The sequence below is a fragment of the Hydrogenophaga sp. RAC07 genome, from assembly GCF_001713375.1.
Lineage (GTDB): Bacteria > Pseudomonadota > Gammaproteobacteria > Burkholderiales > Burkholderiaceae_C > Hydrogenophaga.
On the sequence record NZ_CP016449.1, the window covers coordinates 4,558,404 to 4,583,696 of the forward strand.

Consider the following 25,293-nt stretch of genomic DNA (forward strand, 5'->3'; position numbering starts at 1 on the left):
TCGATCAACGTCCCGACGAGCGCACCAGGTAACGCTTGCGCCAGAACAGCACGCCCAGCACCGCGGCGGTCAGAACCATGGAGCCGATGGCCCACCAGAAACCGGTCTGCTGGTGCAGCAGCGGAATGAACTGGAAGTTCATGCCGAAAATGCCGGCGATCAGGTTCAGCGGCAGGAAGATGGCGGTGAGTGCCGTGAGCGTGCGCATGATGTCGTTGGTGCGGTTGCTCTGGGCCGAGAAGTGCATCTGCACCGCGGTCTCCGCGTTTTGCTCCAGCCGGCGCACATGGTGCACCACGCGCTCGATGTGTTCGAGCACGTCGCGCGAGCGCACCTTGAGCAGCTCCAGGCCGCGCAGGCCGCCGTTGTGTTCGGTGGGCTCCCAGGTGGCCAGCGCCTCGATCCAGTCCTGAACGGCCGAACGCTGGTCTTCACAGATCTCGTCGAGCTGGTGCAGCGAGATGCGCGCGTCCAGCAACGAACCCCAGTTGCTGAAGCGCGCCTTGGGGTGCAGCAGCTCGGCCTGCCAGTGGTCGAGCTGGCGCGTGAGTTCGCGTCGCAACTCCAGGTAGCCGTCCACCATCTGGTTGACGATGCGCAACATCAGGTCGGCCGGGCTGGGTGGCAGGTGCACGCCGGCCGCGCGGGAAGCGGCGGTGGAGGCCGCCAGCAGACGCGACGCGTATTGGTCGAGCACCAGGCAGCCGGCCGGGTGCACGGTCAGCAGCACGCGGTCGAACACCGCGAATCCCACCGGGTTGGTGTCGATGCGCCGCAAAACCGGCGGGCCGCTGCGTTTGGGGGCCTGTGTGAGCACGGCGCCGGGGCGGGACAGATCGGTTTCGCTGTGGCCAGCGGCCAGTCGGCGAAACACCAGAATGTCGTACTGCGAGGTGTAGTCGTAGTGCGATGGCAACTGGTTGTTGAGCAGGTCCGAGAGGTGCAGGTCCACCAGCGTCATGCCGCACAACACCTGCAGCGTGGACTGCACCGCGCCTTGTTCCAGCTCGAATTCGCGCCGCCCGCAGGCGATCCACACGTAGCCCTTGTCGGGCAACACCATCGGCAAGCTTGCCGATTCGCTCACCGAGCCGGGCTGGATGTGGAAGACGCGCATGGGGTGTGCCTCAGCCGCGCAGCAAGCGGGCTGCGTCGCGCGCGAAGTAGGTGAGCACGCCGTCGGCGCCGGCGCGCTTGAAGGCCAGCAGGCTCTCCATCATCACCGCGTCGTGGTCCAGCCAGCCGTTGATGGCAGCGGCCTTGAGCATGGCGTATTCACCGCTGACCTGGTAGGCAAAGGTGGGCACGGCGAACTCGTCTTTCACCCGGCGCACGATGTCCAGGTAAGGCATGCCGGGCTTGACCATCACCATGTCGGCGCCCTCGGCCAGATCCAGCGCCACCTCCCGCAAGGCCTCGTTGGAGTTGCCCGGATCCATCTGGTAGACCTTCTTGTCGGCTTTGCCCAGGTTGGCGGCCGAGCCCACCGCGTCACGGAACGGGCCGTAGAAGGCACTGGCGTACTTGGCGCTGTAAGCCATGATCTTCGTGTGCACCAGGCCGTTGGCTTCGAGCGCTGCGCGAATGGCGCCGATGCGCCCGTCCATCATGTCGCTGGGGGCCACCATGTCCACACCCGCCTGCGCCTGCGTCACCGCCTGCTTCACCAGGATCTCCACGGTGGGGTCGTTCAGGATGTAGTTGTTGTCGTCCAGCAGGCCGTCCTGGCCATGGCTGGTGTAGGGGTCGAGCGCCACGTCGGTCATCACGCCGAGTTGCGGAAAGCGTTTCTTCAGCTCACGCACCACGCGCGGCACCAGACCGTCGGGGTTCAGCGCTTCCTGGCCGTCGGGCGTCTTCAGCGACTGGTCGATCACCGGGAACAGCGCCATCACCGGGATGCCCAGCGCCACGCAGTCTTCGGCCACGGGCAACAGCAGGTCCAGGCTCAGCCGCTCCACCCCCGGCATGGAACCCACGGCCTCGCGCCGACCCGCGCCGTCGAGCACGAACACCGGGTAGATCAGATCGGCCGGCGTCAACCGATGTTCGCGCACCAGATCGCGGGTGAACGGGTCCCGGCGCAGGCGACGGGGGCGGCTGAAGGGGTAGGGGGCGGGGTTGTGCATCGGCCTATTGTGGCAAACGGCCAGGCATTGCGTGTGTCGCTGCCGTCGCTGTCGAGGGATCGGCGAACGGCCTCGGCCATCCGAAAGGTGGCGGCATTGTGTTGAACTCCACGGTAAGAAGAAATGATTGATACCTCCCCACGGTTCCTCCTGTGCCGGTGGTGATAATTTCAAGCCACAGTCCTTGTGCGCCGCCATTTGAACGCTTTTGACTGCTCGGCGCATCCTCAAGCCGCTAGCAGCACAACACGCATTCCCGCCTCACCGAACCTGTTCACCGATCCATGCAGTCCGTCAAAAAGAACCATGCCAGCGCTTCTGCAGCCGCGAAGCCGGGCAGCACCGCCGAACAACCTTGGTCGCTCGACCAGCATTGGCCGGATCTGGTGGCCAACCTGGCCGACCAGATCACCGTGGGCGTGAGTTCGCTGCAGAACGGAATCGACCTGCTGCTGGCCAAGGAACGCATCACGGCGCTGGAGCACCGCGCGCTGAGCATCCCCAACGAGCGTCTGAAGATGGCCGGGATCAGCACCCAACAGATCAACCGCTTCTATGGTGGCCGTATCCGCCAGTCGCACGAGAAAGTCGACATGGCGCAGCTGGTCGAGGGGATCCTGCAAGAGCGCAAGAGCGAACTCGGCGTGCTCGGCATCGAGTTGCGCCGCAAGCTCAAGGCGGTGGAGGTGCTGATCGACCCGACGGTGGCGTACGCGTTTGTCAACGCGGTGCTTGACTGGGGTCTGCCCTTTGGCAGCCGCATCGACGTGCGCATGGACATGAACGCCTGGCCCAAACATGCCCGGCTGCAGGTTCGCGTGTCCAACGACGGTGTGCCGCCTTCGAGCTCGGCCATGCTTGACAGCCTGAGCTGGGTGCTCATCCGCCAGATCGCCCAGACCGCCGGCGGCATCGAGATCGATCGCGAAATCAGCGACGAAGGGGTGAGCTTCACGGCCATGTTCACGCGCACGGTGCAGGCGGTGGACGGCATCTCGGCGGTCGAACTCTCCGACGATCATTCGTCGATGTTCAAGTCCCTCTCCGGCATCTATGTGCTGACGGTGTCTCCTGCGCTGCAGATCCGTGCCGACGTGCGCGACGCGCTGCGCGAGATCGGCGTGTTGTCCGACAGCGTGGTCAATTTTGAGCAAGCCCGTGAAGCGGTCCGAAGCCGCATGCCGAACCTGATCATCGTGGACTCGGAGATCAGGGGCGATGCGTTCGAGTCGTTCCGTCGCGAACTGCTGCGCGAGGTGTACGAGTTCCCGTTTCTGGAGATCTCGCCCGACGACAGTTCGTTCGACATGTCCGGGTTTGGCGAGCTCTCCATGGCCAAGGTGGGTCGCGGCAACATTCGCGAAGCGCTGGGCACGGCGGTCATGTTCGAACTCGCCAAGATGATGTAGGCGGTTTTCCAACATCATTCTTTGTGACTTTCTTGCGGGACCACTGTCAGATCTGACAGGTCAAAGTTGGATATCCGAGTTGATTGGTGTACGATTACGGCGGGCTGCCGAAAGGTGGCTCCCCGCTTTTCCTCCCTGAGCGGGCGCCTTAGTGTGTGACAGCAAAAAGGCTTCCCAACCCGGCCCAACTGGCCGGGTTTTTTTTGTCCTGCCGCGGGCCGCTCGCGCTGGCAGAACGACCCTGCGCCCGGGAAACGCGGGGCTACACTGCCCCCATGCTTTGGGTCAAATCCTTTCACATCGTCTTCGTGGCCAGCTGGTTCGCGGGCCTTTTCTATCTGCCGAGGATCTTCGTGAACCTGGCCATGGTGCCGCCGGAGAGCGTGGCCGAACGTGAGCGCTTGCTTCTCATGGCGCGCAAGCTGATGCGCTTCACCAGCCTGCTGGCCGTGCCGGCGCTTGCGCTCGGCTTGTGGCTCTGGCTGGGCTACGGCATCGGCCTGGGTGCGGGCAACGGCTGGATGCACGCCAAGCTCGTGATCGTCTTGCTGGCATTGGCATACCACCACACCTGCGGCGTGATGCTCAAGCGGTTCTCTCAGGGCGCCAACCGCCGCAACCATGTCTGGTACCGCTGGTTCAACGAGGCGCCCGTGATCCTGCTGGTGATCGCGGTGATCCTGGTGGTCGTCAAACCATTTTGATGCTTTGAAAGCACGCTCCTCCGCCTGGCCGCTGGCGTTCGTGTTCGCCGGCATGGTGGTGTATGCCAGCCTGTACCCGTTCACTGGCTGGCGCGATCAGGGCGTGGTCCCGCTGGCCTTCCTGCAGGCGCCGCTGCCCCAGTACTGGACCGGCTTTGACATCGCCGCCAACCTGGTGGGCTACGCGCCGCTGGGTTTTTTGCTGGCGCTTGCCCTGCGGCGGTCGGATCAGGGACGCGGGACCTGGCTCGTGGCTTGGGGCCTTCCGGTGTTGCTGTCGCTGCTGGTGGAGACCTTGCAGAGCTACCTCCCCATGCGTGTGCCGTCCAATGTGGACTTGGCACTGAACGCTGTCGGCGCTGCGCTCGGGGTCATGTTGGCGTTGCTGATCGAGCGGCTGGGCGCCTTGCGCCGCTGGAGCCAGATCCGGGCGAACTGGTTCGAACCCTCGGCCCATGGCGGGCTGGTGCTGTTGGCGCTGTGGCCGTTTGCATTGCTGTATCCCCAACCCGTCCCGTTTGGCTTGGGGCAGGTCTGGGACCGTGTGGAATCCGGTCTGACCACGCTGTTGACGGACACGCCGTTTCTGGCCTGGGTGCCTGTTCGCGAGACGGAGCCGGCACCCTTGAGCCTGCTGACCGAGGCCTTCTGCATCGGCCTGTGTGTGCTGGCTCCCTTGCTCATGGGCTATGCCGAGATGCGCTCGCGGGTACGTCGGCTGGTGTTTTGTGGCTTGCTCGTCGGCGGCGCCGTGGCGGTGGCGGGCTTGTCGGCCGCACTGACCTACGGTCCTGACCACGCCTGGGCCTGGCTCACGCCCCAGGCGCAACTCGGACTGGTCCTGGCCCTGGTCTTGGGAGTGCTTTGTGTGGTCATGCCGCGCCGGCTGTGCAATGTGGTCATGCTGCTGTGCTTGGCGGTGTCGCTGAGCCTGCTCAATGACGCGCCGCTCAGCCCCTATTTCGCCCAATCACTGGAGGTCTGGGAGCAAGGCCGTTTCATCCGTTTCCACGGTCTGTCCCAATGGTTGGGCTGGTTGTGGCCCTTTGCCGCGCTCGTCTTTGGCCTGCTGTCGGTGTCCCGCCCAAGCACTGCGCCCACAGGCACCACCTAAAATCCTTTGTATGGCCGACAACAAGTCTTATTACGAACGTCACATCTTCTTTTGCCTCAACCAGCGGGACAACGGAGAAGCCTCTTGTGCACAGCACAAGGCGCAAGCCGCGTTCGATCGGTGCAAGTCGCAAGCCAAGGCACAGGGGCTGCTCGGCGCAGGCAAGGTGCGAGTGAACAAGGCGGGATGCCTCGACCGCTGCGCGGGCGGGCCGATCGCCGTGGTCTACCCGGAGGCGGTTTGGTACACCTATGTGGACGAACAGGACATCGACGAGATCGTCCAATCCCACCTGCGCGATGGTGTCGTGGTGCAGCGTCTGGTAACGCCCTCCGATGTGGGGCGCTGACCCATTGAGCCGGCATGAGCCGAGGTGATCCGACATGAATGCCCAGACCGAAATGCTGACCATGGCGGGCCCTGCGGGCCTGATCGAGTTGGCCATCGACCGCCCCGAAACTGCGCCCCGGGGCTCGGCGGTCATTGCACATCCCCATCCCCTGCACGGCGGCACACTCACCAACAAGGTGGTGCAGACGCTGGCGCGGGCCTGCGTCTTGTCCGGCTGGACCGCCGTCCGTTTCAATTTCAGGGGTGTGGGCGCCAGCGAGGGGGTGTACGACGAAGGGCGCGGCGAACTCGACGACTTGCTGGCCGTGGTTGCAGCCCAGGCCAGCGAAGGCCCGCTGTGCCTCGCCGGCTTTTCTTTCGGTGCTTTCGTCACCAGCCACGCAGCCGCTCGCCTGCACACATCGCGCGACATCCAGCGTCTCGTGTTGATCGGCACGGCGGCCAGTCGTTTTGAAGTCGCTGCCGTGCCCGCGGAACTCCACACCAGAACCCTGGTCGTTCATGGTGAGCAGGACGATACTGTTCCCCTGCCCAGCGTGATGGACTGGGCCCGACCCCAGGTGCTGCCCGTGACGGTGGTGCCGGGCGGTGGTCATTTCTTTCATGGCCAGCTTCCGATGTTGCGTGAGCTGGTGCTGCGCCACCTGCGAGCCTGAAGGGCCACGCAGGTTTCTTTTGATTCCCTTCCAAGGACCGGATTTTGTTGCGTCGTTTTTCTTCTTTTCTTGTTTCCGCCTTTCTGCTCGCCGGCTCGGTGTTGCCCGCATCGGCCCAGATGCCCCAGCCCCCCGATGTGGCGGCCAAGGCCTACCTGTTGATGGACGTCACGTCCGGTCAGGTGCTGGCCTCGATGAACCCGGACCAGTCGGTGGAGCCCGCATCCTTGACCAAGCTGATGACGGCCTACATCGTTTTTGACGCCCTCAAGGCCGGCAAGATCAGCCTCACGCAGACGTTTGGCGTGAGTGAGCGAGCCTGGAAAATGCCCGGTTCGCGCATGTTCATCGACCCCAAGATGCAGGTGCCGGTGGAAGACCTGATCAAGGGCATGATCGTGCAGTCGGGCAACGACGCCACCGTGGCGCTCGCCGAGGGCGTGGCGGGTTCTGTGGAGCGTTTCGTGGAACTCATGAACGTGCAGGCCAAGTCGCTGGGCATGAAATCGACCGGCTACCGCAACACAGAAGGTCTGACCGAAGCCGGGCACACCACCACCGCACGCGACCTGTCCATCCTGGCCAATCGCCTGATGACGGACTTCCCGCAGTACGTGCCGTACTACTCGATCCAGCGCTACCGCTACCCCGGCACGCCGGCAACCAACGACACCAACCGCAACCTGCTGCTGTTTCGCGACCCCAGCGTGGACGGCCTGAAGACCGGGCACACGAACGCTGCCGGCTACTGCCTGGTGGCCACGGCGCGCCGTCAGGTGGCCGGTTTGGGAGAAGGAGCACAGGGCCAGCGGCGCCTGATCAGCGTCTTGCTGGGTGCCACCAGCGAAAACGCCCGGGCCGCCGAGACCCAGAAGCTGTTGAACTGGGGCTACACCGCGTTTGACGCCGTACGCCTGTTCCCCGCCGGTCAGCCGGTGGCCACACCCCGCATCTGGAAGGGCAAGGCCGAGCAGGTCAAGCTGGGCCGCGCCGAGGGTGTGGTGGTGTCGGTGCCTGCGGGTGAAGGCGCTCGCCTGAAAACCGAGGTGCTGCGCCCCGATCCGCTGGTCGCTCCGCTCAACCGCGGTGAAGCGCTCGGCACGCTGCGCGTGACCATGGCCAGCGGCGCTACCGTGGCCGAGATCCCACTCGTCGTCATGGAAACCGTGGAAGAAAGCGGCGTCTTCGGCCGCGCCTGGGACGCCATCCGTCTCTGGATTCAGTAAGGCACCGGCCCCTGCATTGCCAGGGAGCCACCCCCGTGCTACATTAGCGGGCTTTTCGGAATTTTCCGAAGAGCTTTCCGTTTTCGCTTTTTTCAAACGTTTAGGGACGTTTTCAATGCCAACCATCAATCAACTCGTGCGCCACGGCCGGGAGGTCGAAAAGACCAAATCCAAGAGCCCGGCCATGGAAAACTCTCCGCAGCGTCGCGGTGTGTGCACCCGTGTGTACACCACGACCCCCAAGAAGCCCAACTCCGCTCTGCGTAAAGTCGCCAAAGTGCGCCTGACCAACGGTTTTGAGGTGATTTCCTACATCGGCGGCGAAGGCCACAACCTCCAGGAACACAGCGTCGTGCTGGTTCGCGGTGGTCGTGTCAAGGACTTGCCTGGTGTGCGTTATCACATCGTGCGTGGATCGCTCGATTTGCAAGGCGTGAAAGACCGCAAGCAGTCGCGCTCCAAGTACGGCGCGAAGAAGCCCAAAGTCAAGTAATCCTGGCGCTGAGCCTGGTTCGAATTCAAGGTGCTGTTTACCGCGTGGCGCGGTGAATCAGCGTAGTGACCCGAAGCGCGGAATTGTCCGTGTGGGTCGAGTAAGTGGGGGTTCCAATGACCTCCGCGGTACCTGCCAAGGTGCCAACTGAAGCAATATGAGGTGAAAAAATGCCACGTCGTCGCGAAGTCCCTAAACGTGAAATCCTGCCGGATCCCAAGTTCGGCAATGTCGAGCTCTCCAAGTTCATGAACGTGATCATGGAAGGCGGCAAGAAAGCTGTCGCCGAGCGCATCATTTATGGCGCGCTGGAGCAGATCGAGAAGAAGAGCGGCAAAGACCCGGTCGAAATCTTCTCGGTGGCCATCAACAACGTCAAGCCCATGGTGGAAGTGAAGTCCCGCCGCGTGGGTGGTGCCAACTACCAGGTGCCCGTTGAAGTGCGCCCTGTCCGTCGTCTGGCGCTGTCCATGCGCTGGATCAAGGAAGCCGCGCGCAAGCGCAGCGAAAAGTCCATGGCGTTGCGCCTGGCAAACGAACTGATTGAAGCCACCGAAGGCCGTGGCGGCGCCATGAAAAAGCGCGATGAAGTCCACCGCATGGCCGAGGCCAACAAGGCCTTCAGCCACTTCCGCTTCTGATCCGGGCCTCCGCCCTTTAGAGCATCCAGTACCGAGAGCCCGCGTCCCTTGTTTCAAGGGTGGCGGGCTCGATCCCTTTTCGGAGTATTTCCATGTCCCGCATCACGCCCCTTGAGCGCTATCGCAACATTGGTATTTCCGCGCACATCGATGCCGGCAAGACCACCACCACCGAACGCATCCTGTTCTACACCGGTGTGAACCACAAGATCGGTGAAGTTCACGATGGCGCGGCCACCATGGACTGGATGGAGCAGGAGCAGGAGCGCGGCATCACGATCACCTCGGCTGCCACGACCTGTTTCTGGAAGGGCATGGACATGTCCTTCCCCGAGCACCGCATCAACATCATCGACACCCCCGGCCACGTGGACTTCACCATTGAGGTGGAGCGTTCCATGCGCGTGCTGGACGGCGCCTGCATGGTGTATTGCGCCGTGGGTGGCGTGCAGCCCCAGTCGGAAACCGTCTGGCGCCAGGCCAACAAGTACAAAGTGCCACGTCTGGCCTTCGTGAACAAGATGGACCGCACCGGTGCCAACTTCTTCAAGGTCGTTGAGCAGATGAAGCTGCGCCTGAAAGCCAACCCCGTGCCGATCGTAATTCCGATCGGCGCCGAGGAAAACTTCACCGGCGTGGTGGACCTGCGCAAAATGAAAGCCATCATCTGGGACGAGGCTTCGCAAGGCATGAAGTTCGAGTTCCAGGAGATCCCGGCCGAGCTGCTCGAGACCGCCAAGATCTGGCGCGAGAAGATGGTCGAGGCCGCTGCTGAAGCGTCCGAAGAGCTGATGAACAAATACCTCGAAGAGGGCGACCTTACCGAGGAAGAGATCACCCACGGCCTGCGCGTGCGCACGCTGGCGGTCGAGATCCAGCCGATGCTGTGCGGTACCGCGTTCAAGAACAAGGGTGTGCAGCGCATGCTGGACGCCGTGATCGAACTCATGCCGTCGCCAGTGGACATCGCCGACGTCAAGGGCACGGACGATGACGAAGAAGTCACGACCCGCAAGGCCGATGACAACGAGAAGTTCTCTGCTCTGGCATTCAAGCTCATGACCGACCCGTACGTGGGCCAGCTCACGTTCGTGCGTGTGTATTCCGGCGTCATGAAAAAGGGCGACAGCGTCTACAACCCCATCAAGGGCAAGAAAGAGCGCATCGGCCGTATTGTTCAGATGCACGCCAACAACCGCCAGGAAGTCGAAGAAATTCGCGCCGGCGACATCGCTGCCTGCGTGGGTCTGAAAGACGTGACCACGGGCGAAACCCTGTGCGATCCCGACGCGATCATCATGCTCGAGCGCATGGTGTTCCCCGAGCCCGTGATCGCGCAGGCCGTGGAACCCAAGACCAAAGCAGACCAGGAGAAAATGGGCATTGCCCTGCAGCGCCTGGCCGCTGAAGATCCTTCGTTCCGCGTCAAGACCGACGAAGAATCGGGTCAGACCATCATCGCCGGCATGGGCGAGCTCCACCTGGAAATTCTGGTGGACCGCATGAAGCGCGAATTCGGCGTGGAAGCCAACGTGGGCAAGCCTCAGGTGGCCTACCGCGAAACCATCCGCAAAACGGTGGAAGACTCCGAAGGCAAGTTTGTTCGCCAGTCGGGCGGCAAGGGCCAGTACGGTCACGTCGTGTTCAAGATCGAACCCAACGAAGCCGGCAAAGGTTTCGAGTTCGTCGACGCCATCAAGGGCGGCGTGGTGCCACGCGAGTACATCCCCGCGGTGGAAAAGGGCGTGATCGAAGCGCTGACCACAGGCGTGCTCGCCGGTTACCCGGTGGTGGACGTCAAGGTCACCCTGCACTTCGGTTCATACCACGATGTGGACTCTTCCGAAATGGCCTTCAAGATGGCTGCCATCTTTGGTTTCAAGGAAGGCTGCCGCAAGGCCAGCCCGGTGATCCTCGAGCCCATGATGGCCGTGGAAGTGGAGACGCCTGAAGACTACGCCGGCAACGTGATGGGCGATCTGTCCAGCCGTCGCGGCATGGTGCAGGGCATGGAAGACATGGTCGGTGGCGGCAAAGCCATCAAGGCAGAAGTGCCCCTGTCCGAGATGTTCGGCTACTCCACGACCCTGCGTTCGATGTCGCAAGGCCGCGCCACGTACTCGATGGAATTCAAGCACTACGCCGAAGCACCGCGCAACGTGGCCGAAGCCATCGTTGCAGCACGCGCCAAGTAAGGACGTGAGGGTGGGTCACGCAAGTGGTCTGCCCTCGGTCAAGACAGTTTTAGCCGGTCTGCGATCACGCGCCGCCCTGTCCCCGTGCGGGGCGAACCAGCAGTGTGATGCAGACCTTAAACCGTGACACGGGTTTTGTTCTTTAGGAATTGAAAAATGGCAAAAGAGAAATTTGAGCGGACCAAGCCGCACGTCAACGTTGGCACCATTGGTCACGTTGACCACGGCAAGACCACGCTGACGGCGGCGATCACGACCGTGCTGGCGGCCAAGTTTGGCGGTGCCGCCAAGGCCTACGACCAGATCGACGCAGCGCCCGAAGAGAAGGCCCGCGGCATCACGATCAACACCGCGCACGTGGAATACGAAACGGCCAACCGCCACTACGCCCACGTGGACTGCCCCGGCCACGCCGACTATGTGAAGAACATGATCACCGGAGCCGCCCAGATGGACGGCGCCGTGCTGGTGTGCTCGGCCGCTGACGGCCCCATGCCCCAGACCCGCGAGCACATCCTGCTGGCCCGCCAGGTGGGCGTGCCTTACATCATCGTGTTCCTGAACAAGTGCGACATGGTCGACGACGCCGAGTTGCTCGAGCTGGTCGAGATGGAAGTGCGCGAGCTGCTGGACAAGTACGACTTCCCCGGCGACGCCACCCCCATCATCCACGGCTCGGCCAAGCTCGCCCTGGAAGGCGACAAGGGCCCGCTGGGCGAAGAAGCCATCATGAAGCTGGCCGATGCGCTGGACACCTACATCCCCACGCCCGACCGTGCCGTTGACGGCGCGTTCCTGATGCCCGTGGAAGACGTGTTCTCCATCTCGGGCCGCGGCACCGTGGTGACCGGCCGTATCGAGCGCGGTATCGTCAAGGTCGGCGAAGAGATCGAGATCGTCGGTATCTCCGACACCCAGAAGACCACCTGCACCGGCGTGGAAATGTTCCGCAAGCTGCTGGACCAGGGCCAGGCTGGCGACAACGTCGGTATCCTGCTGCGCGGCACCAAGCGCGAAGACGTGCAGCGCGGCCAGGTGCTGTGCAAGCCCGGCTCGATCAAGCCGCACACGCACTTCACCGGCGAGATCTACGTGCTGTCCAAAGACGAAGGTGGCCGTCACACGCCGTTCTTCAACAACTACCGCCCGCAGTTCTACTTCCGCACGACCGACGTGACCGGCTCGATCGAGCTGCCCGAAGGCAAGGAAATGGTCATGCCCGGTGACAACGTGTCGATCACGGTCAAGCTGATCAACCCCATCGCCATGGAAGAAGGCCTGCGCTTCGCCATCCGCGAAGGCGGTCGTACCGTTGGCGCCGGCGTCGTTGCCAAAATCATCGCGTAAGGAGCGGACATGTCTACCAAGCAGAAAATCCGCATCCGCCTGAAGGCGTTTGACTACAAACTGATCGACAGCTCGGCCGCCGAGATCGTGGACACGGCCAAGCGCACCGGTGCGATCGTCAAGGGCCCCGTGCCCCTGCCGACCCGCATGCGCCGCTTCGACATCCTGCGTTCGCCCCACGTCAACAAGACCAGCCGCGACCAGCTCGAAATCCGCACGCACCAGCGTCTGATGGACATCGTGGACCCGACCGACAAGACAGTTGACGCCCTGATGAAGCTCGACCTGCCCGCTGGCGTGGACGTCGAAATCAAGCTGCAGTAATTGCGGCTCCAAGCCGGTCGGCGCTTCGTGCGCTGGCTGGCTTGCACAAACAAGGCCTGCTGGTTATACTGGCAGGCTTTTCCGGATTTCGGTCCGGAGAGTTCGGCTTTGCCGATGCGGTCTGTCAATGATGCAGGTCGTATTTTTAAAACGTGTCGACGCCCTTCGGGGAGAGTCGATGCACCATCAGCCCCGGCCAATTGAAGTCGGGAACGGAGAAAACAATGAGTCTTAGCAACTCCCTCGGGTTGTTGGGTCGCAAGGTGGGCATGATGCGTCTGTTCACCGATGACGGGGACGCAGTTCCTGTCACGGTGGTCGATGTGTCGAACAACCGTGTGACACAGGTCAAAACCCTGGCCCATGATGGCTACGATGCGCTGCAGGTCACCTTTGGTGCCCGTCGTGCTTCCCGCGTGACCAAGCCCGAAGCTGGCCATCTGGCCAAGGCCGGTGTCGAAGCAGGCGAAATCATCCAGGAATTCCGCGTCGCTTCTGACGTTGCTGCCCAGTACCAACCCGGTGCCGTGGTCGCCCCCAACGCGATCTTCGCGGTGGGCCAGAAGGTGGACGTGCAAGGCACCTCGATCGGTAAAGGCTTCGCCGGCACCATCAAGCGCCACAACTTCAAATCCCAGCGCGCGTCGCACGGCAACAGCCGTTCGCACAACGTGCCAGGTTCCATCTCCATGGCCCAGGATCCGGGTCGCGTGTTTCCGGGCAAAAAGATGACCGGACACATGGGCGATGACACCAAAACCATTCAGAACCTCGACATCGTGCGCGTGGACGAAGCCCGTCAGCTGCTCATGATCCGTGGCGCTGTGCCCGGCTCGAACGGCGGTTTCCTGACCGTGCGTCCTGCCATCAAGGCCAAATCCAAGGGAGCAAACTGATGCAAGTTGAACTCCTGAACGACCAGGGTCAGTCGTCGTCCAACGTGGACGTGCCTGAGACCGTGTTTGGTCGCGATTACAACGAAGCCCTGATCCACCAACTCGTGGTGGCCTACCAGGCAAACGCCCGTCAAGGCACGCGTGCACAAAAAGACCGTCAGATGGTCAAGCACTCGACCAAGAAGCCGTTCAAGCAAAAAGGCACGGGCCGCGCCCGCGCCGGTATGACGTCTTCGCCCCTGTGGCGTGGCGGTGGTCGGATTTTCCCGAACAGCCCCGACGAGAACTTCACCCAGAAGATCAACAAGAAGATGTACCGCGCCGGCATGGCGTCCATCTTCTCGCAGCTGGTGCGCGAAGGCCGTCTGGCCGTGGTCGACTCCATGAAAGTGGACTCGCCCAAGACCAAGCAGCTGGCCGACAAGTTCAAGGCCATGAACCTGCAATCGGTTCTGGTGATCGCCGAAGAAGTCGACGAGAACCTGTACCTCGCCTCGCGCAACCTGCCCAACGTGCTGGTGGTCGAGCCGCGTTACGCCGATCCGCTGTCGCTGGTGCATTACAAGAAGGTCATCGTCACCAAGGCGGCGATCGACCAGCTCAAGGAGATGTTCGCATGAGCGTCACAAAATACGACGAAGGCCGCTTGATGCAGGTCCTCGTGGCACCCATCGTGTCCGAGAAGGCCACCCAAGTTGCCGAGCAGACCAACGCCGTGATGTTCAAGGTGTTGCGCGATGCTTCCAAGCCCGAGATCAAGGCCGCTGTTGAACTGATGTTCAAGGTCCAGGTCAAGGGTGTGTCCGTGCTCAACCAAAAAGGCAAGGCCAAACGCTTCGGCAAAACGGTGGGTCGTCGCGACCACGTTCGCAAGGCGTATGTGACCCTCATGCCGGGTCAAGAGCTGAACTTCGGCGGGGAGGGCGTTTAATCATGGCAGTCATCAAGATGAAACCCACCTCACCAGGCCGTCGCGGCATGGTGAAGGTCACGCGTGACCACCTTCACAAAGGTGAAGGTTTTGCGCCGCTGCTGGAACCCCAGTTCCAGAAAGCCGGCCGCAACAACAACGGTCACATCACCACCCGCCACAAGGGCGGTGGTCACAAGCACCACTACCGCGTTGTTGACTTCCGTCGCAACAAGGACGGCATTCCGGCCAAGGTCGAGCGCATCGAGTACGACCCGAACCGCACGGCGCACATCGCGCTGGTGTGCTACGCCGACGGCGAGCGCCGCTACATCATCGCCCCCCGTGGCGTTGAAGTGGGCGCAACGCTCCTGTCCGGCTCGGAGTCGCCAATCCGCGTGGGCAACACCCTGCCGATCCGCAACATCCCGGTCGGTTCGACCATCCACTGCATCGAGTTGCAAGTTGGCAAGGGCGCACAAATCGCCCGTTCCGCTGGCGCCTCGGCCGTGCTGCTGGCTCGCGAAGGCATCTACGCCCAGGTCCGCATGCGCTCCGGCGAGGTCCGCAAGGTCCACGTGGATTGCCGCGCCACCATCGGCGAGGTGTCCAACCAGGAACACAGCCTGCGCCAGTTGGGCAAGGCCGGTGTCAAGCGTCACATGGGCATCCGCCCGACCGTTCGCGGTACTGCGATGAACCCGATCGACCACCCGCACGGTGGTGGTGAAGGCAAGACCGGCGAAGGCCGCGCTCCGGTGGATCCGTGGGGCAACCTGACCAAGGGCTACCGCACCCGCAACAACCGCCGCACGCAGTCGATGATCGTCTCGCGTCGCAAGAAGTAAAGGGTTGACAACATGACTCGTTCACTCAAAAAAGGCCCTTTCGTTGACCATCACCTGATGGCCAAAGTCGAGAAGGCCGTGTCCACCAAGGACAAAAAGCCCGTCAAGACCTGGTCGCGTCGCTCGATGATCCTGCCCGATTTCATCGGCCTGACCATTGCCGTGCACAACGGCAAGCAGCACGTGCCCGTGTACATCACCGACCAGATGGTTGGACACAAGCTCGGCGAGTTCTCGCTGACGCGGACGTTCAAGGGCCATCCGGCCGACAAAAAAGCGAAGAAGTAAGGAACAACCATGGAAACCCGTTCAATCGTTCGAGGCGTTCGCCTCTCGGTCGACAAAGGCCGACTGGTTGCCGACCTGATTCGCGGCAAAAAGGTCGACCAGGCCCTCAACATCCTGGCGTTCACGCAGAAGAAGGCCGCTGGCATCGTCAAGAAAGCTCTTGAGTCCGCCATCGCCAATGCTGAACACAACGACGGCGCCGATATCGACGAACTGAAGGTCACGACCATCTACGTCGAACAAGGCACGACGCTCAAGCGCTTCTCGGCCCGCGCCAAAGGCCGCGGCAACCGCATCAGCAAACCCACGTGTCACATCTACGTGACGGTTGGCAACTGAAGAGGTCACAGGAATATGGGACAAAAAATCAACCCCACCGGGTTCCGCCTCGCCATTTCGCGCAACTGGGCCAGCCGCTGGTACGCGAGCAACCGTGACTTCGCCGGCATGCTGGCCGAAGACATCAAGGTGCGTGAGTACCTCAAGGGCAAGCTGAAGAACGCCGCCGTCTCGCGCGTCGTCATCGAGCGTCCCGCCAAGAACGCCCGCATCACCATTTACTCGGCACGTCCGGGCGTGGTGATCGGCAAGAAAGGCGAAGACATCGAGAAGCTGAAGAAAGAGCTGGCCGCCAAGTTGGGCGTGCCGGTTGCGGTCAACATCGAAGAAGTGCGCAAGCCCGAGATCGATGCCAAGCTGATCGCCGACAGCATCACGCAGCAGCTCGAAAAACGCATCATGTTCCGCCGCGCCATGAAACGCGCCATGCAGAACGCGATGCGCCTGGGCGCACAGGGCATCAAGATCATGTCGTCGGGCCGCCTGAACGGCATCGAGATCGCACGTTGCGAGTGGTACCGCGAAGGTCGCGTGCCGCTTCACACCCTGCGCGCCGACATCGACTACGGCACGTCCGAAGCCAAGACCACCTACGGCATCATCGGTGTCAAGGTCTGGGTCTACAAGGGCGACACCCTGGGCCGCAACGATGCGCCCGTGGCCGCCGAGCCCCGTGCCGAAGAAGAGCGCCGCCCCCGTGGTCCGCGCCGTGAGCGTCCAGCAGGTCCTCCTGCCCGCGCTGCGGTTCGTCGCCCCGGTGCCAACGCCGCTCCAGCCGATGGCAGCGACAAGCCTGCCGAAGCCACGACCGGTACCGAAACCAAACCCGCCGTTAAGCGCGTTCGCAAAGACGCCGCGCCCGCATCTGCAGCTGCGGACGGCAAAGGAGAATAAACATGTTGCAACCTGCTCGCCGCAAATTCCGCAAGGAACAAAAAGGCCGCAATACCGGTGTCGCCACCAGTGGTGCCACCGTCGCGTTTGGTGACTTCGGTCTGAAGTCCACCGACCGCGGTCGCCTCACGGCCCGCCAGATCGAAGCCGCGCGTCGCGCGATTTCCCGTCACGTCAAGCGTGGCGGCCGCATCTGGATCCGTGTGTTCCCGGACAAGCCGATCTCCCAGAAGCCAGCCGAAGTCCGCATGGGCAACGGCAAGGGTTCCGTGGAGTACTACGTGGCCGAGATCCAGCCCGGCAAGGTGCTGTACGAGATCGTCGGTGTGCCAGAAGAGCTGGCCCGTGAGGCGTTCCAGCTGGCCGCCGCCAAACTTCCCCTGCGCACCACGTTCGTGACGCGCTTGTTGGGTCAGTGATTCAGGAGAACACAAGATGAAAACTGCTGAACTGCGCCAAAAGGATGTGGCCGGCCTCGAAGCCGAAGTGAAATCGCTGCAAAAGGCCCACTTCGGTCTGCGCATGCAAAAAGCCACGCAACAACTCAACAACAACGCCGTGCTGGGCGACACCCGCCGCGCCATTGCTCGTGCCAAGACCATCTTGGCCGAGAAGCAGCGCACCGCGGCTTCTGCCAAATAAGGAGTGACCATGACGGAAGCTAAAACATCCCTCAAGCGCACCTTGATCGGCAAGGTCGTCAGTGACAAGCGCACCAAGACCGTGACGGTCCTGGTCGAGCGCCGTGTGAAGCACGAGCTCTACGACAAGATCGTGGCCAAGTCGAGCAAGTACCACGCCCATGACGAAAAGGGCGAGTACAAGACCGGCGACACGATCGAGATCACCGAGAGCCGTCCGTTGTCGAAGACGAAAAACTGGGTCGCCACCCGCCTGGTCCAAAAGGCCGAGCTGGTTTAAGCGCGATTCACGCTGCTTGCAGCGCCGAACTGAAAAGCGACCGACAATGCCGGTCGCTTTTTCTTTTTCCGGGATCGGTTTTCCGATCCCTCACACCCCGGCCCACAAGCCCATAAACGCGAGGAGCACAGCATGATTCAGGTAGGCGAAAAGATCCCGGCGGCAACGTTGATGGAGTACAGCGAAGTCGAAGGCAATGGTTGCAGCATCGGTCCCAATCCCGTGGATGCGCACAAGGCCGCAGCCGGCAAGACGATTGCCGTGTTCGCGCTGCCCGGAGCCTTCACCCCGACCTGTTCGGCCAAGCATGTCCCCGGTTTTGTGGAGCATGCTGCCGACTTCAAGGCTGCGGGTGTGGACGAGATCTGGTGCCTGAGCGTGAACGATGCGTTCGTGATGGGCGCGTGGGCGCGTGACCAGAAGACGGGCGACAAGGTGCGCATGCTGGCCGACGGCAGCGCCGACTTCGCCAAGGCCACGGGTCTCACGCTGGACCTGACGGGTCGTGGCATGGGATTGCGAAGCAACCGTTACTCGATGCTGATCAAGGACGGCGTGGTGAAGGCGCTGAACGTTGAGGCGCCGGGCAAGTTTGAAGTTAGCGACGCGGCCACCTTGCTGGCCCAGGCCAAAGCTGGCGTCTGAACGCGGGTGGAGCCTGAGCAAAAGCCGCTGGTGGTGACATCAGCGGCTTTTTGCTTTTTTGCACGCATCTTTGTGCGCCCCCGCGAGCCTGAAGTGAAGTTTGCTCGCCAGTGACCAGGCCCGTCGGGCAGAAACATCAGCAAGAGATGAAAAGTGTGGACTTCAAAGTTCCACCTTGAGGTAATGCGCCCCGGGAATCGGGTTGTGATAGTAAGGCGCCACCTCCACAAAGCCCGACTCCTGGTACAGCGCACGCGCGGTCTCCATGTCGCTGAGCGTGTCCAGCAGCATGGTGGTGTAGCCGGCCAGACGGGCCTCGGACATGACCTGCTCCACCAGCAGACGGCCCAAACCGAAGCCCCGAAACGCACGGCGCACAAATAAGCGCTTCATTTCGCAGGCGTCGAGGTGGTCGGTGTTGGTGAGTGGGCGAAATGCGCAGCAACCTGCGGGTTCACCGCCCACCAGGGCGACAAATACCGAGCCCGCTGGCTGCGTGTATTCGCCCGGCAGAGTGGCCAGTTCGCTCTCGAATCCCTGAAAGCACAGGTCGATGCCCATGTCGGCTTGGTAGTCGAGAAACAGGGACCGGACCGTGTCCAGGTCGTCGGGAAATTGGGCCAGCCGCAGTGTGACGTCGGCTGTCTCGGTGGGTCTCATGCGGGCGGTTGTGGGAACGTGGGGAAGCGAAGGAAAGCCACTATAAGGCCAGCCAGTCGGTGGAGGTGATCAGAAAGCGCTGCCCAACCGGACCAGCCAGGCCACTGCTCCGCCGCACACCGCCAGCACCATCAATGCCAGAGCCCGCGAAGCCATGGAATCGCGCGCCTGCGGCAGCTTGTGGCTCGCCGCCATCTGCTTGTCGCCCACCACCATCGGATGCACGAGGTTGTCCTTCTTGACCCATTTGTAGAAGACGATGGCGGCCACATGCAGCACCACGAGCGCGATCACGATGAATTTGCCCACGTTCTTGTGGTAACTGGTGGCCAGTGCCACGGTGTCGCCCGAGACGAAGCGGACCAAGGGGCCGAAGAAAGCGATTTCGTCGTCGCTCATGAGTCCGGTGGTGACCTGCGTCAGCAACACCAAGAGCAGGGCAAACACCGACAACGCGCCCAGTGGCGTGTGACCCACGCGGTGTTCAAGTTTCGCGCGTCCTTGCAGGTATGCGATCAACGAGGATGGCGCGTACAGAAAGCTGCCAAAGCGCGACCAGTGCCCGCCCACAAAACCCCAGACCAGGCGGAACAGCAGCAGCGTGAGCACCGCATACCCCAGTCGCAAGTGCCAGTTCATCCAGTTGCCGCCCACATTGGCGGTGATCACGAGGCCCACGACGGCGGCAGCGAGCAGCCAGTGGAAGAGGCGGGTGGGCAGGTCCCAGACGCGGATGGTTTGCATGGTCAAGCGGGCAGAGTTCAACAAAGATGAGTGGAGCCGGGGGGCATGTCGACAGTTCCAGGGGAACTTGAACGATGTCGGCACACTCACGCCCAGGCAGCAACCCGGCTGCCTTTTGTATTCAACCACGCTCAGGAGTGTTCATGAAATTTCTCGCCCCGTTGGCCATGGCCGTTGCGTTCACCAGCTTGTCTCCCCCGGCGTTCGCCCAGTTCCAGAAACCCGAGGACGCCGTGAAGTACCGCAAAGCGGCCTTCACCGTGATGGCCTCGCATTTCGGGCGTGTGGGGGCCATGGCCAACGGCCGCGTGCCGTTCGATGCCAAGGTGGCGGCCGAGAGCTCGGCCATCGTCGAGACCATGAGCAAACTCCCGTGGGAAGGTTTTGGTCCGGGCACCGACAAGGGCGACACCCGGGCGCTGCCGGCCATCTGGACCGAGCAGGCCAAGTTCAAGGAAGGCGCCGACAAGCTCCAGGCCGAGGCCACCAAGCTGAGCGCTGCCGCCAAGACGGGCAACCTCGACGCCGTGAAAACCGCGTTTGGTGCCGTGGGCCAGACCTGCAAGGCCTGCCACGACGCCTACCGCAAGGACTGAGGGCGCTTGCGGCCTGAGCCGCCATGCAAAAAGCCGGGATCTGGAACCCGGCTTTTTGCTGTGAGGTGCTCGCTGCCCTTCAGATCTGCGCCAGCAGTTTCTCGATGAGCTGGTGCAGCGCCGCAAAGTCGGGCTCACCCACATAACGTTTGACGATGCGGCCCTGTTTGTCCACCAGGTAGGTGGTGGGCGTGAGCTTCACGTCGCCCCACTGCTGCGCCACCTCGCCCGTGTTGTCGAGCGCGACCTTGAAGGGCAACTGGCGGCTCTGCGCAAAATTGAGCACCCAGTTGGGTGGGTCGTACTCCATGGCCACGGCCACGGTGTCAAAGCCTTGTGCCTGGTACTTGTGCCAGGTGGCCACGATCTGCGGCATTTCCTTCACGCACGACACGCAGGTGGTGGCCCAGAAATTCACCAGCGTCACCTTGCCCTTGAGATCGGCGGTGGTGGCCTTGGACCCATCGAGCAGCACGAAGGTGGAGTTGGGCGCGGCTTCGCCACCGGCACAGCCGGCGAGGCCCATCACGGCGGCGGCGCCCAGGGCGGCTGCGACAGCAAGGCTGCGGCGGCGCAAGCGGCTAGGTCGATCAAGTTCGGTCATTGTGTTTTCATTTCCCGGGGACTACATTGCCCCACGCCATTCGTTCATCAGCATCCAGGAGACACCGCATGCAGCGCCGCCAGTTTACCCAGTCCACCGCCGCCATCGGCCTCTTGATCCTCGCGGCCCACCAGCAGGCGCGGGCCTTGTCGCTGGGAGACCTCACCGACCGCGACGCCACACAGGGCATCAAGGTGGCGCTTGAGAAGGGCGCCTTGGCGGCCGTGGCCTTGCTGGGCAAGACCGATGGATTCCTGGGCAATCCAAAAGTTCGGATTCCCTTGCCCGGTTTTCTTGAAGACGCATCCAGGCTGCTCAAGCTCACCGGGCAGGGCAAACGGATCGACGAGTTGGTCACCAGCATGAACCGAGCGGCCGAGGCGGCCGTGCCCATGGGCAAAGACCTGCTCGTGAACGCGGTCAAGTCCATGAGCGTGACGGACGCCAAGAACATCCTGGGCGGCGGCGACAACTCGGTGACGCAGTTCTTTGCCGAAAAAACCCGCTCGCCGCTGGGCGAAAAGTTCTTGCCGGTGGTGACCAAGGCCACCGAAAAAGTCGGCCTGGCCAACCAGTACAACAAGGTCGCGGGCAAGGCGGCGGGCATCGGACTGGTGAAATCCGAAGACGCCAACATCCAGAAATACGTGACGGGCAAGTCACTGGATGGCCTCTACACCATCATCGGCGAAGAAGAACGCAAGATCCGCCAAGACCCGGTGGGCACCGGCAGCGCCATCCTCAAGAAGGTGTTTGGCGCGCTGAAGTGAGCGCCTGCTGACGGCTCAGCGCTTCTTGAGCTTGCGGCGCGCCTCTGTCAGGCGAGCCTCCAGGTATTCGCCGTAGAAGTCCAGCACGGCCACGCCCACCAGGCGCTCGGCCAGTTCCTGGCCATCGGGTCCGAAGAACATCACCGTGGGTGTGAAGCGCGCTTTCCAGGCGCGGGCCTGATCCGCGGGGGTAGTCGTGTCGCCTTCGAAGCTCTGCAGATTGGACTGCCGGTCTTGAACATCGAGCTGCACCGCCACCACCAGGCCTTCGCGCCGCATGGGCGCCAGGTAGTTGTTGCGCACCAACTCGCAATACACGCAGCCCTTGAGCGTGGTCATGACCACCAGCGGCTCGCCGCGCGCGGCGGCGGCCAGGGCAGCGCCACGCAGCGAGGCGGGGGTGGGCAAGGCCGCTGCGGTGACCATCACGCGTCCTTCACACCGCGCCGCTGCGCTGCAGCTCGGCGAGTTGTTCGGGCGTGCTGCCCAGCCAGTCGCCCAGCACCTCGGCCGTGTGCTGGCCCAGCAGTGGCGGCGGCAAGTCGTTGCGCACCGGGGTGGCGCTGAGCTTGAGCGGGCTGGCGACCAGATCGACGTCGCCCGAAAGCGGGTGCTCCCAGCGCTGCACCATGCCGCGCGACAGGACGTGTTCGTCGGCAAACACCTCGGCCAGGCTGTTGATCGGGCCGCAGGGCACCTTGGCGGCTTCCAGTGCGGCGAGCCAGTCGGCTTTGCTGCGGGACTTGAGGATGGTTTCCAGCAGCGGCACCAGCACGGCGCGGTGGCGCACGCGGTTCTGGTTCTGCGCAAAGCGCGCGTCGGCGGACAGCTCGGGCTGGCCCGCCACGGCGCAGAACTTGGCGAACTGGCCGTCGTTGCCCACCGCCAGGATGATGTGTTGCGCCTGGCCTTGTGCGTCGGGTGCGACTTCAAACACCTGGTAGGGCACGATGTTGGCGTGGGCGTTGCCCGCGCGGCCGGGCACCTTGCCGTCTTCGCGTCCGCGCACCAGGTAGTTGGCACCCAGGTTGGCGAGCATGGCCACTTGTGTGTCGAGCAAGGCCATGTCGATGTGCTGGCCTTCGCCGGTGCGTTCGGCGTGCCGCAGCGCGGCCTGAATGGCCACCGTGGCGTACAGGCCGGTGAACAGATCGGCCACCGCCACGCCCACCTTTTGCGGGCCGCCGCCGGGCAGATCGTCGCGTTCGCCGGTCACGCTCATGAGGCCGCCCATGGCCTGGATGGCGAAGTCATAACCCGCGCGTTCCTTGTACGGCCCGGTCTGGCCGAAGCCGGTGATGGAGCAGTACACGAGCTTGGGGTTGATGGCGCGCAGGCTCGCAAAGTCCAGGCCATAACGCGCCATGTCGCCGACCTTGTAGTTCTCCACGAACACGTCGGCCTTGGCCGCAAGCTCGCGGATCAGCGCCTGGCCTGCCGGTGTGGCGATGTCGCAGGTGATGGAGCGCTTGTTGCGGTTGGCACCCAGGTAGTAGGCGGCTTCGGCCGTGTCGATGCCATCGCGCCCGCGCAGGAAGGGCGGACCCCAGCCGCGCGTGTCGTCGCCGCCGGGGTGGTTGTCGCCGGGCGGGCGCTCCACCTTCACCACATCGGCGCCGAGATCGGCCAGCGTCTGTGTGCACCAGGGGCCTGCGAGCACGCGGGACAAATCGAGTATGCGGATACCATCCAGAGCATTCATGTTGCCATTGTGCGTGAGGCCGCCACGCCCGCGGTGTCGCCGCGGCGGCGGACCCATCTCCATTCCATGTTTTCAATCCCCTTCGAACGCGCGAAGCGGCGCTTCAAGCCGTTCGCCGCGTTGTCCTTGCTGACACTGAGCGCCTGTTATCCCACCTTCAACTGGCGCGAGCTGCGGCCCGAGGGCACGCCGCTGCAGGCGCTGCTGCCGTGCAAGGCGGAAACCGCCGAGCGCACGGTGCCCCTGGGGGGCGTGCCTACGGTGTTGCACATGCACAGTTGCAAAGCCAGTGGCCTCACCTTTGCCGTGGCCTGGGCCAACGTGTCCGATGGCGCCGCGGTGCCCGCCACGCTGAGCGACTGGCAGCGGGCTTCGCTGGCCGCGATCCGCGTGGACCCGGCCTTGCACACCGACCCGGCCCACCGCTGGACCGCGACCGTCGCTGGCGCCTCGCTGGTGCAAGGCATCACGGCGCAAGGCACCGATCCGCAAGGCCAGCCGGTGCAGGCCCGCGTGGTGTATTTCGCGCGCGGTGCGCAGGTTTTCCAGGCAGCGGTCTATGGCACTGCCAGCAACGAGGTGAGCACCACGTTCTTTGACGGCCTGAAGCTGCCATGACGAACGCGCCGACACACGCCAGCGGCGACGCGCTGGGCACCCGCGCCGCGGTCATCGTCTTTCTGACGTTCGCCATCGCGTACTTTTTCTCTGCGCTGGTGCGCGCCATCACCGCCACGCTCTCGCCCACGCTGAGCCAGGAGCTGGACCTGAACGCGGGGGACCTCGGCCTGCTCGCGGGCGGTTACTTCCTGGGCTTTGCCATGACCCAGCTGCCACTGGGCAACTGGCTGGACCGTCACGGGCCGCGCAAGGTGATCCTGGCGTTTCTGGCGGTGGCGGTGGTGGGCTGCATGGCGTTTGCGCTGGCCATGAGTTTTTCGGGCCTGCTGGCCGCGCGCGTGCTCACCGGCATGGGTGTGAGCGCCTGCCTGATGGCGCCGCTCACCGGCTTTCGCCGCTGGCTCACGCCCGCCACGCAGCTGCGCGCGAACTCGTGGATGCTCATGACCGGCTCGCTCGGCATGGTGGCCGCCACCTTGCCGGTGCAATGGCTCATGCCCTACACCGGCTGGCGTGGCCTGTTCTGGATGTTGGCCGGCTTGATTGCGCTGTCGATGGTGGGCATCGCGCTCATGGTGCCGCGCTGGCGCCAGGAGACGCCGGCACTCGCGCAAGGTCAGCCCTCACCGTCCAAAGGTTATGGCTTCATCTGGCGCAACCCTTACTTTCGCCAGATGCTGCCGATCGGCTTTGTCAACTACGGCGGCATGGTCGCGGTGCAGACCCTGTGGGCCGGGCCGTGGATGGTGAAAGTGGCGGGCTACACGCCGCAAGAGGCGGCTGCCGGTCTGTTCGGCATCAACCTCTCCATGCTCTGCACCTTCTGGCTCTGGGGTGTGGTCAACCCCCACCTGGCGCGCCGTGGCCTGCGGCCCGAGCGTTTGATCGCGTGGGGGCTGCCGTCCAGCTTTGTGGTGCTCAGTGCCATCGTGTGGCTGGGAGCCGGCGCGGGCTGGGAGCTGTGGGCGCTGTTCTGCGTGACCAGCACCTTCGTGTCGCTGTCGCAGCCCGCCGTGGCGCTGGCCTTGCCACCCGAGGCCGCGGGCCGCGCCCTGTCGGCCTACAACCTCGCCATCTTCGGTGGTGTGTTCGGCGTGCAATGGGGCATCGGCCTCCTGATCGAGGCGCTCACGGTGTTCGGCTGGAGCGAGCCGGTGCGGTACCGCGGCGCCATGGCTTTCTTTGGCGTGTGTTGCGTGTTCGCCTACCTCGCTTTCTGGCGTGCCTGGCGTGGGCGCCCCGGCGTGCAGGCCAGCTAAACTGCGT

Annotated in this window: 33 protein-coding genes; 26 read left to right on the top strand and 7 right to left on the bottom strand. The window is 63.3% G+C overall.

Annotated features, from left to right (window positions below; all coding sequences use genetic code 11):
• Positions 1-4 precede the first annotated feature (4 nt).
• Both BSY239_RS21290 and hemB read right to left on the bottom strand, forming a co-directional pair.
• Entirely contained in the window at positions 5-1,117 is a 1,113-nt protein-coding gene (locus BSY239_RS21290) for a magnesium transporter CorA family protein (RefSeq protein WP_069048574.1), read from the bottom strand.
• 10 nt (positions 1,118-1,127) lie between these two features.
• Positions 1,128-2,129, bottom strand: coding sequence for a porphobilinogen synthase (hemB, locus tag BSY239_RS21295; RefSeq protein WP_069048575.1), 1,002 nt, complete (start codon positions 2,127-2,129; stop codon positions 1,128-1,130).
• Between the two features lie 284 nt (positions 2,130-2,413).
• Here hemB and BSY239_RS21300 point away from each other — a divergent pair, with 284 nt between their 5' ends.
• The 22 genes from BSY239_RS21300 (at position 2,414) to BSY239_RS21405 (ending at position 18,330) form a co-directional block, all read left to right on the top strand.
• Positions 2,414-3,538: a hypothetical protein gene (locus BSY239_RS21300; protein ID WP_069048576.1), complete on the top strand. Its 1,125-nt coding sequence runs from the start codon at positions 2,414-2,416 to the stop codon at positions 3,536-3,538.
• Positions 3,539-3,813: 275 nt separating this feature from the next.
• Positions 3,814-4,242, top strand: a complete 429-nt coding sequence (locus BSY239_RS21305) for a CopD family protein (RefSeq protein ID WP_069048577.1) — start codon at positions 3,814-3,816, stop codon at positions 4,240-4,242.
• A 4-nt stretch (positions 4,243-4,246) separates the two neighbouring features.
• Positions 4,247-5,356 (top strand): VanZ family protein, encoded by a 1,110-nt coding sequence (locus tag BSY239_RS21310; RefSeq protein ID WP_335583412.1) that lies wholly within the window; start codon positions 4,247-4,249, stop codon positions 5,354-5,356.
• 10 nt (positions 5,357-5,366) lie between these two features.
• Positions 5,367-5,705, top strand: a complete 339-nt coding sequence (locus BSY239_RS21315; RefSeq protein ID WP_069048578.1) for a (2Fe-2S) ferredoxin domain-containing protein — start codon at positions 5,367-5,369, stop codon at positions 5,703-5,705.
• A 34-nt stretch (positions 5,706-5,739) separates the two neighbouring features.
• Positions 5,740-6,363, top strand: a complete 624-nt coding sequence (locus BSY239_RS21320; protein WP_069048579.1) for an alpha/beta hydrolase — start codon at positions 5,740-5,742, stop codon at positions 6,361-6,363.
• 44 nt (positions 6,364-6,407) lie between these two features.
• On the top strand, positions 6,408-7,589 hold the full coding sequence (locus tag BSY239_RS21325; RefSeq protein WP_069048580.1) for a D-alanyl-D-alanine carboxypeptidase family protein: 1,182 nt from the start codon (positions 6,408-6,410) through the stop codon (positions 7,587-7,589).
• Between the two features lie 115 nt (positions 7,590-7,704).
• The gene (gene rpsL / locus BSY239_RS21330; RefSeq protein ID WP_069048581.1) at positions 7,705-8,082 is read left to right on the top strand and encodes a 30S ribosomal protein S12; all 378 of its coding nucleotides are present in this window, start codon (positions 7,705-7,707) and stop codon (positions 8,080-8,082) included.
• Positions 8,083-8,252: 170 nt separating this feature from the next.
• Entirely contained in the window at positions 8,253-8,723 is a 471-nt protein-coding gene (gene rpsG / locus BSY239_RS21335) for a 30S ribosomal protein S7 (RefSeq protein ID WP_056266870.1), read from the top strand.
• A gap of 92 nt (positions 8,724-8,815) precedes the next feature.
• Positions 8,816-10,918: an elongation factor G gene (gene fusA / locus BSY239_RS21340; protein WP_069048582.1), complete on the top strand. Its 2,103-nt coding sequence runs from the start codon at positions 8,816-8,818 to the stop codon at positions 10,916-10,918.
• A gap of 156 nt (positions 10,919-11,074) precedes the next feature.
• A complete protein-coding gene (gene tuf, locus BSY239_RS21345) occupies positions 11,075-12,265 on the top strand; it encodes an elongation factor Tu (protein WP_069048050.1) in 1,191 nt (396 codons plus the stop codon).
• Positions 12,266-12,274: 9 nt separating this feature from the next.
• Positions 12,275-12,589 (top strand): 30S ribosomal protein S10, encoded by a 315-nt coding sequence (gene rpsJ / locus BSY239_RS21350; protein WP_069048583.1) that lies wholly within the window; start codon positions 12,275-12,277, stop codon positions 12,587-12,589.
• Between the two features lie 224 nt (positions 12,590-12,813).
• Complete coding sequence (gene rplC, locus BSY239_RS21355) at positions 12,814-13,485, top strand: 50S ribosomal protein L3 (protein WP_056266802.1); 672 nt, start codon at positions 12,814-12,816, stop codon at positions 13,483-13,485.
• On the top strand, positions 13,485-14,105 hold the full coding sequence (gene rplD / locus BSY239_RS21360; RefSeq protein WP_056266799.1) for a 50S ribosomal protein L4: 621 nt from the start codon (positions 13,485-13,487) through the stop codon (positions 14,103-14,105). The genes rplC and rplD overlap by 1 nt, the downstream gene beginning before the upstream one ends.
• Positions 14,102-14,416: a 50S ribosomal protein L23 gene (rplW, locus tag BSY239_RS21365; protein ID WP_056266794.1), complete on the top strand. Its 315-nt coding sequence runs from the start codon at positions 14,102-14,104 to the stop codon at positions 14,414-14,416. Before rplD ends, rplW begins: the two co-directional genes overlap by 4 nt.
• A 2-nt stretch (positions 14,417-14,418) precedes the next feature.
• On the top strand, positions 14,419-15,243 hold the full coding sequence (gene rplB / locus BSY239_RS21370; RefSeq protein WP_069048584.1) for a 50S ribosomal protein L2: 825 nt from the start codon (positions 14,419-14,421) through the stop codon (positions 15,241-15,243).
• A 12-nt stretch (positions 15,244-15,255) separates the two neighbouring features.
• Positions 15,256-15,531, top strand: a complete 276-nt coding sequence (gene rpsS / locus BSY239_RS21375) for a 30S ribosomal protein S19 (RefSeq protein ID WP_056266785.1) — start codon at positions 15,256-15,258, stop codon at positions 15,529-15,531.
• A 9-nt stretch (positions 15,532-15,540) separates the two neighbouring features.
• Positions 15,541-15,870, top strand: coding sequence for a 50S ribosomal protein L22 (gene rplV / locus BSY239_RS21380; RefSeq protein WP_056266781.1), 330 nt, complete (start codon positions 15,541-15,543; stop codon positions 15,868-15,870).
• Between the two features lie 15 nt (positions 15,871-15,885).
• On the top strand, positions 15,886-16,764 hold the full coding sequence (rpsC, locus tag BSY239_RS21385; RefSeq protein ID WP_069048585.1) for a 30S ribosomal protein S3: 879 nt from the start codon (positions 15,886-15,888) through the stop codon (positions 16,762-16,764).
• A 2-nt stretch (positions 16,765-16,766) separates the two neighbouring features.
• A complete protein-coding gene (rplP, locus tag BSY239_RS21390) occupies positions 16,767-17,183 on the top strand; it encodes a 50S ribosomal protein L16 (protein ID WP_069048586.1) in 417 nt (138 codons plus the stop codon).
• 16 nt (positions 17,184-17,199) lie between these two features.
• The gene (gene rpmC, locus BSY239_RS21395) at positions 17,200-17,406 is read left to right on the top strand and encodes a 50S ribosomal protein L29 (RefSeq protein ID WP_056266770.1); all 207 of its coding nucleotides are present in this window, start codon (positions 17,200-17,202) and stop codon (positions 17,404-17,406) included.
• Between the two features lie 9 nt (positions 17,407-17,415).
• Positions 17,416-17,685, top strand: a complete 270-nt coding sequence (gene rpsQ, locus BSY239_RS21400) for a 30S ribosomal protein S17 (RefSeq protein WP_056266767.1) — start codon at positions 17,416-17,418, stop codon at positions 17,683-17,685.
• A 132-nt stretch (positions 17,686-17,817) separates the two neighbouring features.
• Positions 17,818-18,330: a peroxiredoxin gene (locus BSY239_RS21405; protein WP_069048587.1), complete on the top strand. Its 513-nt coding sequence runs from the start codon at positions 17,818-17,820 to the stop codon at positions 18,328-18,330.
• Between the two features lie 162 nt (positions 18,331-18,492).
• Here the strand turns inward: BSY239_RS21405 and BSY239_RS21410 are convergent, their stop codons facing one another.
• Positions 18,493-18,990 carry a GNAT family N-acetyltransferase gene (locus BSY239_RS21410; protein ID WP_069048588.1) on the bottom strand — a complete coding sequence of 166 codons (498 nt, stop codon included), beginning with the start codon at positions 18,988-18,990 and terminating at the stop codon, positions 18,493-18,495.
• Between the two features lie 69 nt (positions 18,991-19,059).
• Complete coding sequence (locus tag BSY239_RS21415; protein WP_069048589.1) at positions 19,060-19,734, bottom strand: cytochrome b/b6 domain-containing protein; 675 nt, start codon at positions 19,732-19,734, stop codon at positions 19,060-19,062.
• 143 nt (positions 19,735-19,877) lie between these two features.
• Here BSY239_RS21415 and BSY239_RS21420 point away from each other — a divergent pair, with 143 nt between their 5' ends.
• On the top strand, positions 19,878-20,330 hold the full coding sequence (locus BSY239_RS21420; RefSeq protein WP_172823140.1) for a c-type cytochrome: 453 nt from the start codon (positions 19,878-19,880) through the stop codon (positions 20,328-20,330).
• 79 nt (positions 20,331-20,409) lie between these two features.
• On the opposite strand, the gene BSY239_RS21425 is transcribed toward BSY239_RS21420, so the two are convergent.
• Positions 20,410-20,934 (bottom strand): TlpA family protein disulfide reductase, encoded by a 525-nt coding sequence (locus BSY239_RS21425; protein WP_069048591.1) that lies wholly within the window; start codon positions 20,932-20,934, stop codon positions 20,410-20,412.
• 68 nt (positions 20,935-21,002) lie between these two features.
• Here BSY239_RS21425 and BSY239_RS21430 point away from each other — a divergent pair, with 68 nt between their 5' ends.
• Positions 21,003-21,704 (top strand): DUF4197 domain-containing protein, encoded by a 702-nt coding sequence (locus BSY239_RS21430; protein ID WP_069048592.1) that lies wholly within the window; start codon positions 21,003-21,005, stop codon positions 21,702-21,704.
• Positions 21,705-21,719: 15 nt separating this feature from the next.
• Here the strand turns inward: BSY239_RS21430 and BSY239_RS21435 are convergent, their stop codons facing one another.
• Complete coding sequence (locus BSY239_RS21435) at positions 21,720-22,130, bottom strand: thioredoxin fold domain-containing protein (RefSeq protein WP_069048593.1); 411 nt, start codon at positions 22,128-22,130, stop codon at positions 21,720-21,722.
• 10 nt (positions 22,131-22,140) lie between these two features.
• Positions 22,141-23,406 carry a CaiB/BaiF CoA transferase family protein gene (locus BSY239_RS21440; protein ID WP_069049146.1) on the bottom strand — a complete coding sequence of 422 codons (1,266 nt, stop codon included), beginning with the start codon at positions 23,404-23,406 and terminating at the stop codon, positions 22,141-22,143.
• A 66-nt stretch (positions 23,407-23,472) separates the two neighbouring features.
• Here BSY239_RS21440 and BSY239_RS21445 point away from each other — a divergent pair, with 66 nt between their 5' ends.
• Both BSY239_RS21445 and BSY239_RS21450 read left to right on the top strand, forming a co-directional pair.
• Entirely contained in the window at positions 23,473-24,024 is a 552-nt protein-coding gene (locus BSY239_RS21445; protein WP_069048594.1) for a hypothetical protein, read from the top strand.
• Positions 24,021-25,286, top strand: a complete 1,266-nt coding sequence (locus BSY239_RS21450) for an MFS transporter (RefSeq protein WP_069048595.1) — start codon at positions 24,021-24,023, stop codon at positions 25,284-25,286. The genes BSY239_RS21445 and BSY239_RS21450 overlap by 4 nt, the downstream gene beginning before the upstream one ends.
• The last annotated feature ends 7 nt before the right edge of the window (positions 25,287-25,293 follow it).

What these genes read in the sequence shown, in the direction of transcription:
- BSY239_RS21445 (WP_069048594.1), top strand. Translation starts at nt 23,473, where the DNA reads ATGTTTTCAATCCCCTTCGAACGCGCGAAGCGGCGCTTCAAGCCGTTC.
- rpsS (WP_056266785.1), top strand. Translation starts at nt 15,256, where the DNA reads ATGACTCGTTCACTCAAAAAAGGCCCTTTCGTTGACCATCACCTGATG.
- rplW (WP_056266794.1), top strand. Translation starts at nt 14,102, where the DNA reads ATGAGCGTCACAAAATACGACGAAGGCCGCTTGATGCAGGTCCTCGTG.
- fusA (WP_069048582.1), top strand. Translation starts at nt 8,816, where the DNA reads ATGTCCCGCATCACGCCCCTTGAGCGCTATCGCAACATTGGTATTTCC.
- BSY239_RS21315 (WP_069048578.1), top strand. Translation starts at nt 5,367, where the DNA reads ATGGCCGACAACAAGTCTTATTACGAACGTCACATCTTCTTTTGCCTC.
- BSY239_RS21300 (WP_069048576.1), top strand. Translation starts at nt 2,414, where the DNA reads ATGCAGTCCGTCAAAAAGAACCATGCCAGCGCTTCTGCAGCCGCGAAG.
- rpsC (WP_069048585.1), top strand. Translation starts at nt 15,886, where the DNA reads ATGGGACAAAAAATCAACCCCACCGGGTTCCGCCTCGCCATTTCGCGC.
- BSY239_RS21305 (WP_069048577.1), top strand. Translation starts at nt 3,814, where the DNA reads ATGCTTTGGGTCAAATCCTTTCACATCGTCTTCGTGGCCAGCTGGTTC.
- hemB (WP_069048575.1), bottom strand. Translation starts at nt 2,129, where the DNA reads ATGCACAACCCCGCCCCCTACCCCTTCAGCCGCCCCCGTCGCCTGCGC.
- rplB (WP_069048584.1), top strand. Translation starts at nt 14,419, where the DNA reads ATGGCAGTCATCAAGATGAAACCCACCTCACCAGGCCGTCGCGGCATG.
- BSY239_RS21410 (WP_069048588.1), bottom strand. Translation starts at nt 18,990, where the DNA reads ATGAGACCCACCGAGACAGCCGACGTCACACTGCGGCTGGCCCAATTT.
- BSY239_RS21425 (WP_069048591.1), bottom strand. Translation starts at nt 20,934, where the DNA reads ATGACCGAACTTGATCGACCTAGCCGCTTGCGCCGCCGCAGCCTTGCT.
- rplD (WP_056266799.1), top strand. Translation starts at nt 13,485, where the DNA reads ATGCAAGTTGAACTCCTGAACGACCAGGGTCAGTCGTCGTCCAACGTG.
- BSY239_RS21415 (WP_069048589.1), bottom strand. Translation starts at nt 19,734, where the DNA reads ATGCAAACCATCCGCGTCTGGGACCTGCCCACCCGCCTCTTCCACTGG.
- rplC (WP_056266802.1), top strand. Translation starts at nt 12,814, where the DNA reads ATGAGTCTTAGCAACTCCCTCGGGTTGTTGGGTCGCAAGGTGGGCATG.
- BSY239_RS21405 (WP_069048587.1), top strand. Translation starts at nt 17,818, where the DNA reads ATGATTCAGGTAGGCGAAAAGATCCCGGCGGCAACGTTGATGGAGTAC.
- BSY239_RS21420 (WP_172823140.1), top strand. Translation starts at nt 19,878, where the DNA reads ATGAAATTTCTCGCCCCGTTGGCCATGGCCGTTGCGTTCACCAGCTTG.
- rplV (WP_056266781.1), top strand. Translation starts at nt 15,541, where the DNA reads ATGGAAACCCGTTCAATCGTTCGAGGCGTTCGCCTCTCGGTCGACAAA.
- rpmC (WP_056266770.1), top strand. Translation starts at nt 17,200, where the DNA reads ATGAAAACTGCTGAACTGCGCCAAAAGGATGTGGCCGGCCTCGAAGCC.
- tuf (WP_069048050.1), top strand. Translation starts at nt 11,075, where the DNA reads ATGGCAAAAGAGAAATTTGAGCGGACCAAGCCGCACGTCAACGTTGGC.
- BSY239_RS21435 (WP_069048593.1), bottom strand. Translation starts at nt 22,130, where the DNA reads ATGGTCACCGCAGCGGCCTTGCCCACCCCCGCCTCGCTGCGTGGCGCT.
- BSY239_RS21320 (WP_069048579.1), top strand. Translation starts at nt 5,740, where the DNA reads ATGAATGCCCAGACCGAAATGCTGACCATGGCGGGCCCTGCGGGCCTG.
- rplP (WP_069048586.1), top strand. Translation starts at nt 16,767, where the DNA reads ATGTTGCAACCTGCTCGCCGCAAATTCCGCAAGGAACAAAAAGGCCGC.
- BSY239_RS21450 (WP_069048595.1), top strand. Translation starts at nt 24,021, where the DNA reads ATGACGAACGCGCCGACACACGCCAGCGGCGACGCGCTGGGCACCCGC.
- BSY239_RS21430 (WP_069048592.1), top strand. Translation starts at nt 21,003, where the DNA reads ATGCAGCGCCGCCAGTTTACCCAGTCCACCGCCGCCATCGGCCTCTTG.
- rpsQ (WP_056266767.1), top strand. Translation starts at nt 17,416, where the DNA reads ATGACGGAAGCTAAAACATCCCTCAAGCGCACCTTGATCGGCAAGGTC.
- BSY239_RS21290 (WP_069048574.1), bottom strand. Translation starts at nt 1,117, where the DNA reads ATGCGCGTCTTCCACATCCAGCCCGGCTCGGTGAGCGAATCGGCAAGC.
- rpsJ (WP_069048583.1), top strand. Translation starts at nt 12,275, where the DNA reads ATGTCTACCAAGCAGAAAATCCGCATCCGCCTGAAGGCGTTTGACTAC.
- rpsG (WP_056266870.1), top strand. Translation starts at nt 8,253, where the DNA reads ATGCCACGTCGTCGCGAAGTCCCTAAACGTGAAATCCTGCCGGATCCC.
- rpsL (WP_069048581.1), top strand. Translation starts at nt 7,705, where the DNA reads ATGCCAACCATCAATCAACTCGTGCGCCACGGCCGGGAGGTCGAAAAG.
- BSY239_RS21440 (WP_069049146.1), bottom strand. Translation starts at nt 23,406, where the DNA reads ATGAATGCTCTGGATGGTATCCGCATACTCGATTTGTCCCGCGTGCTC.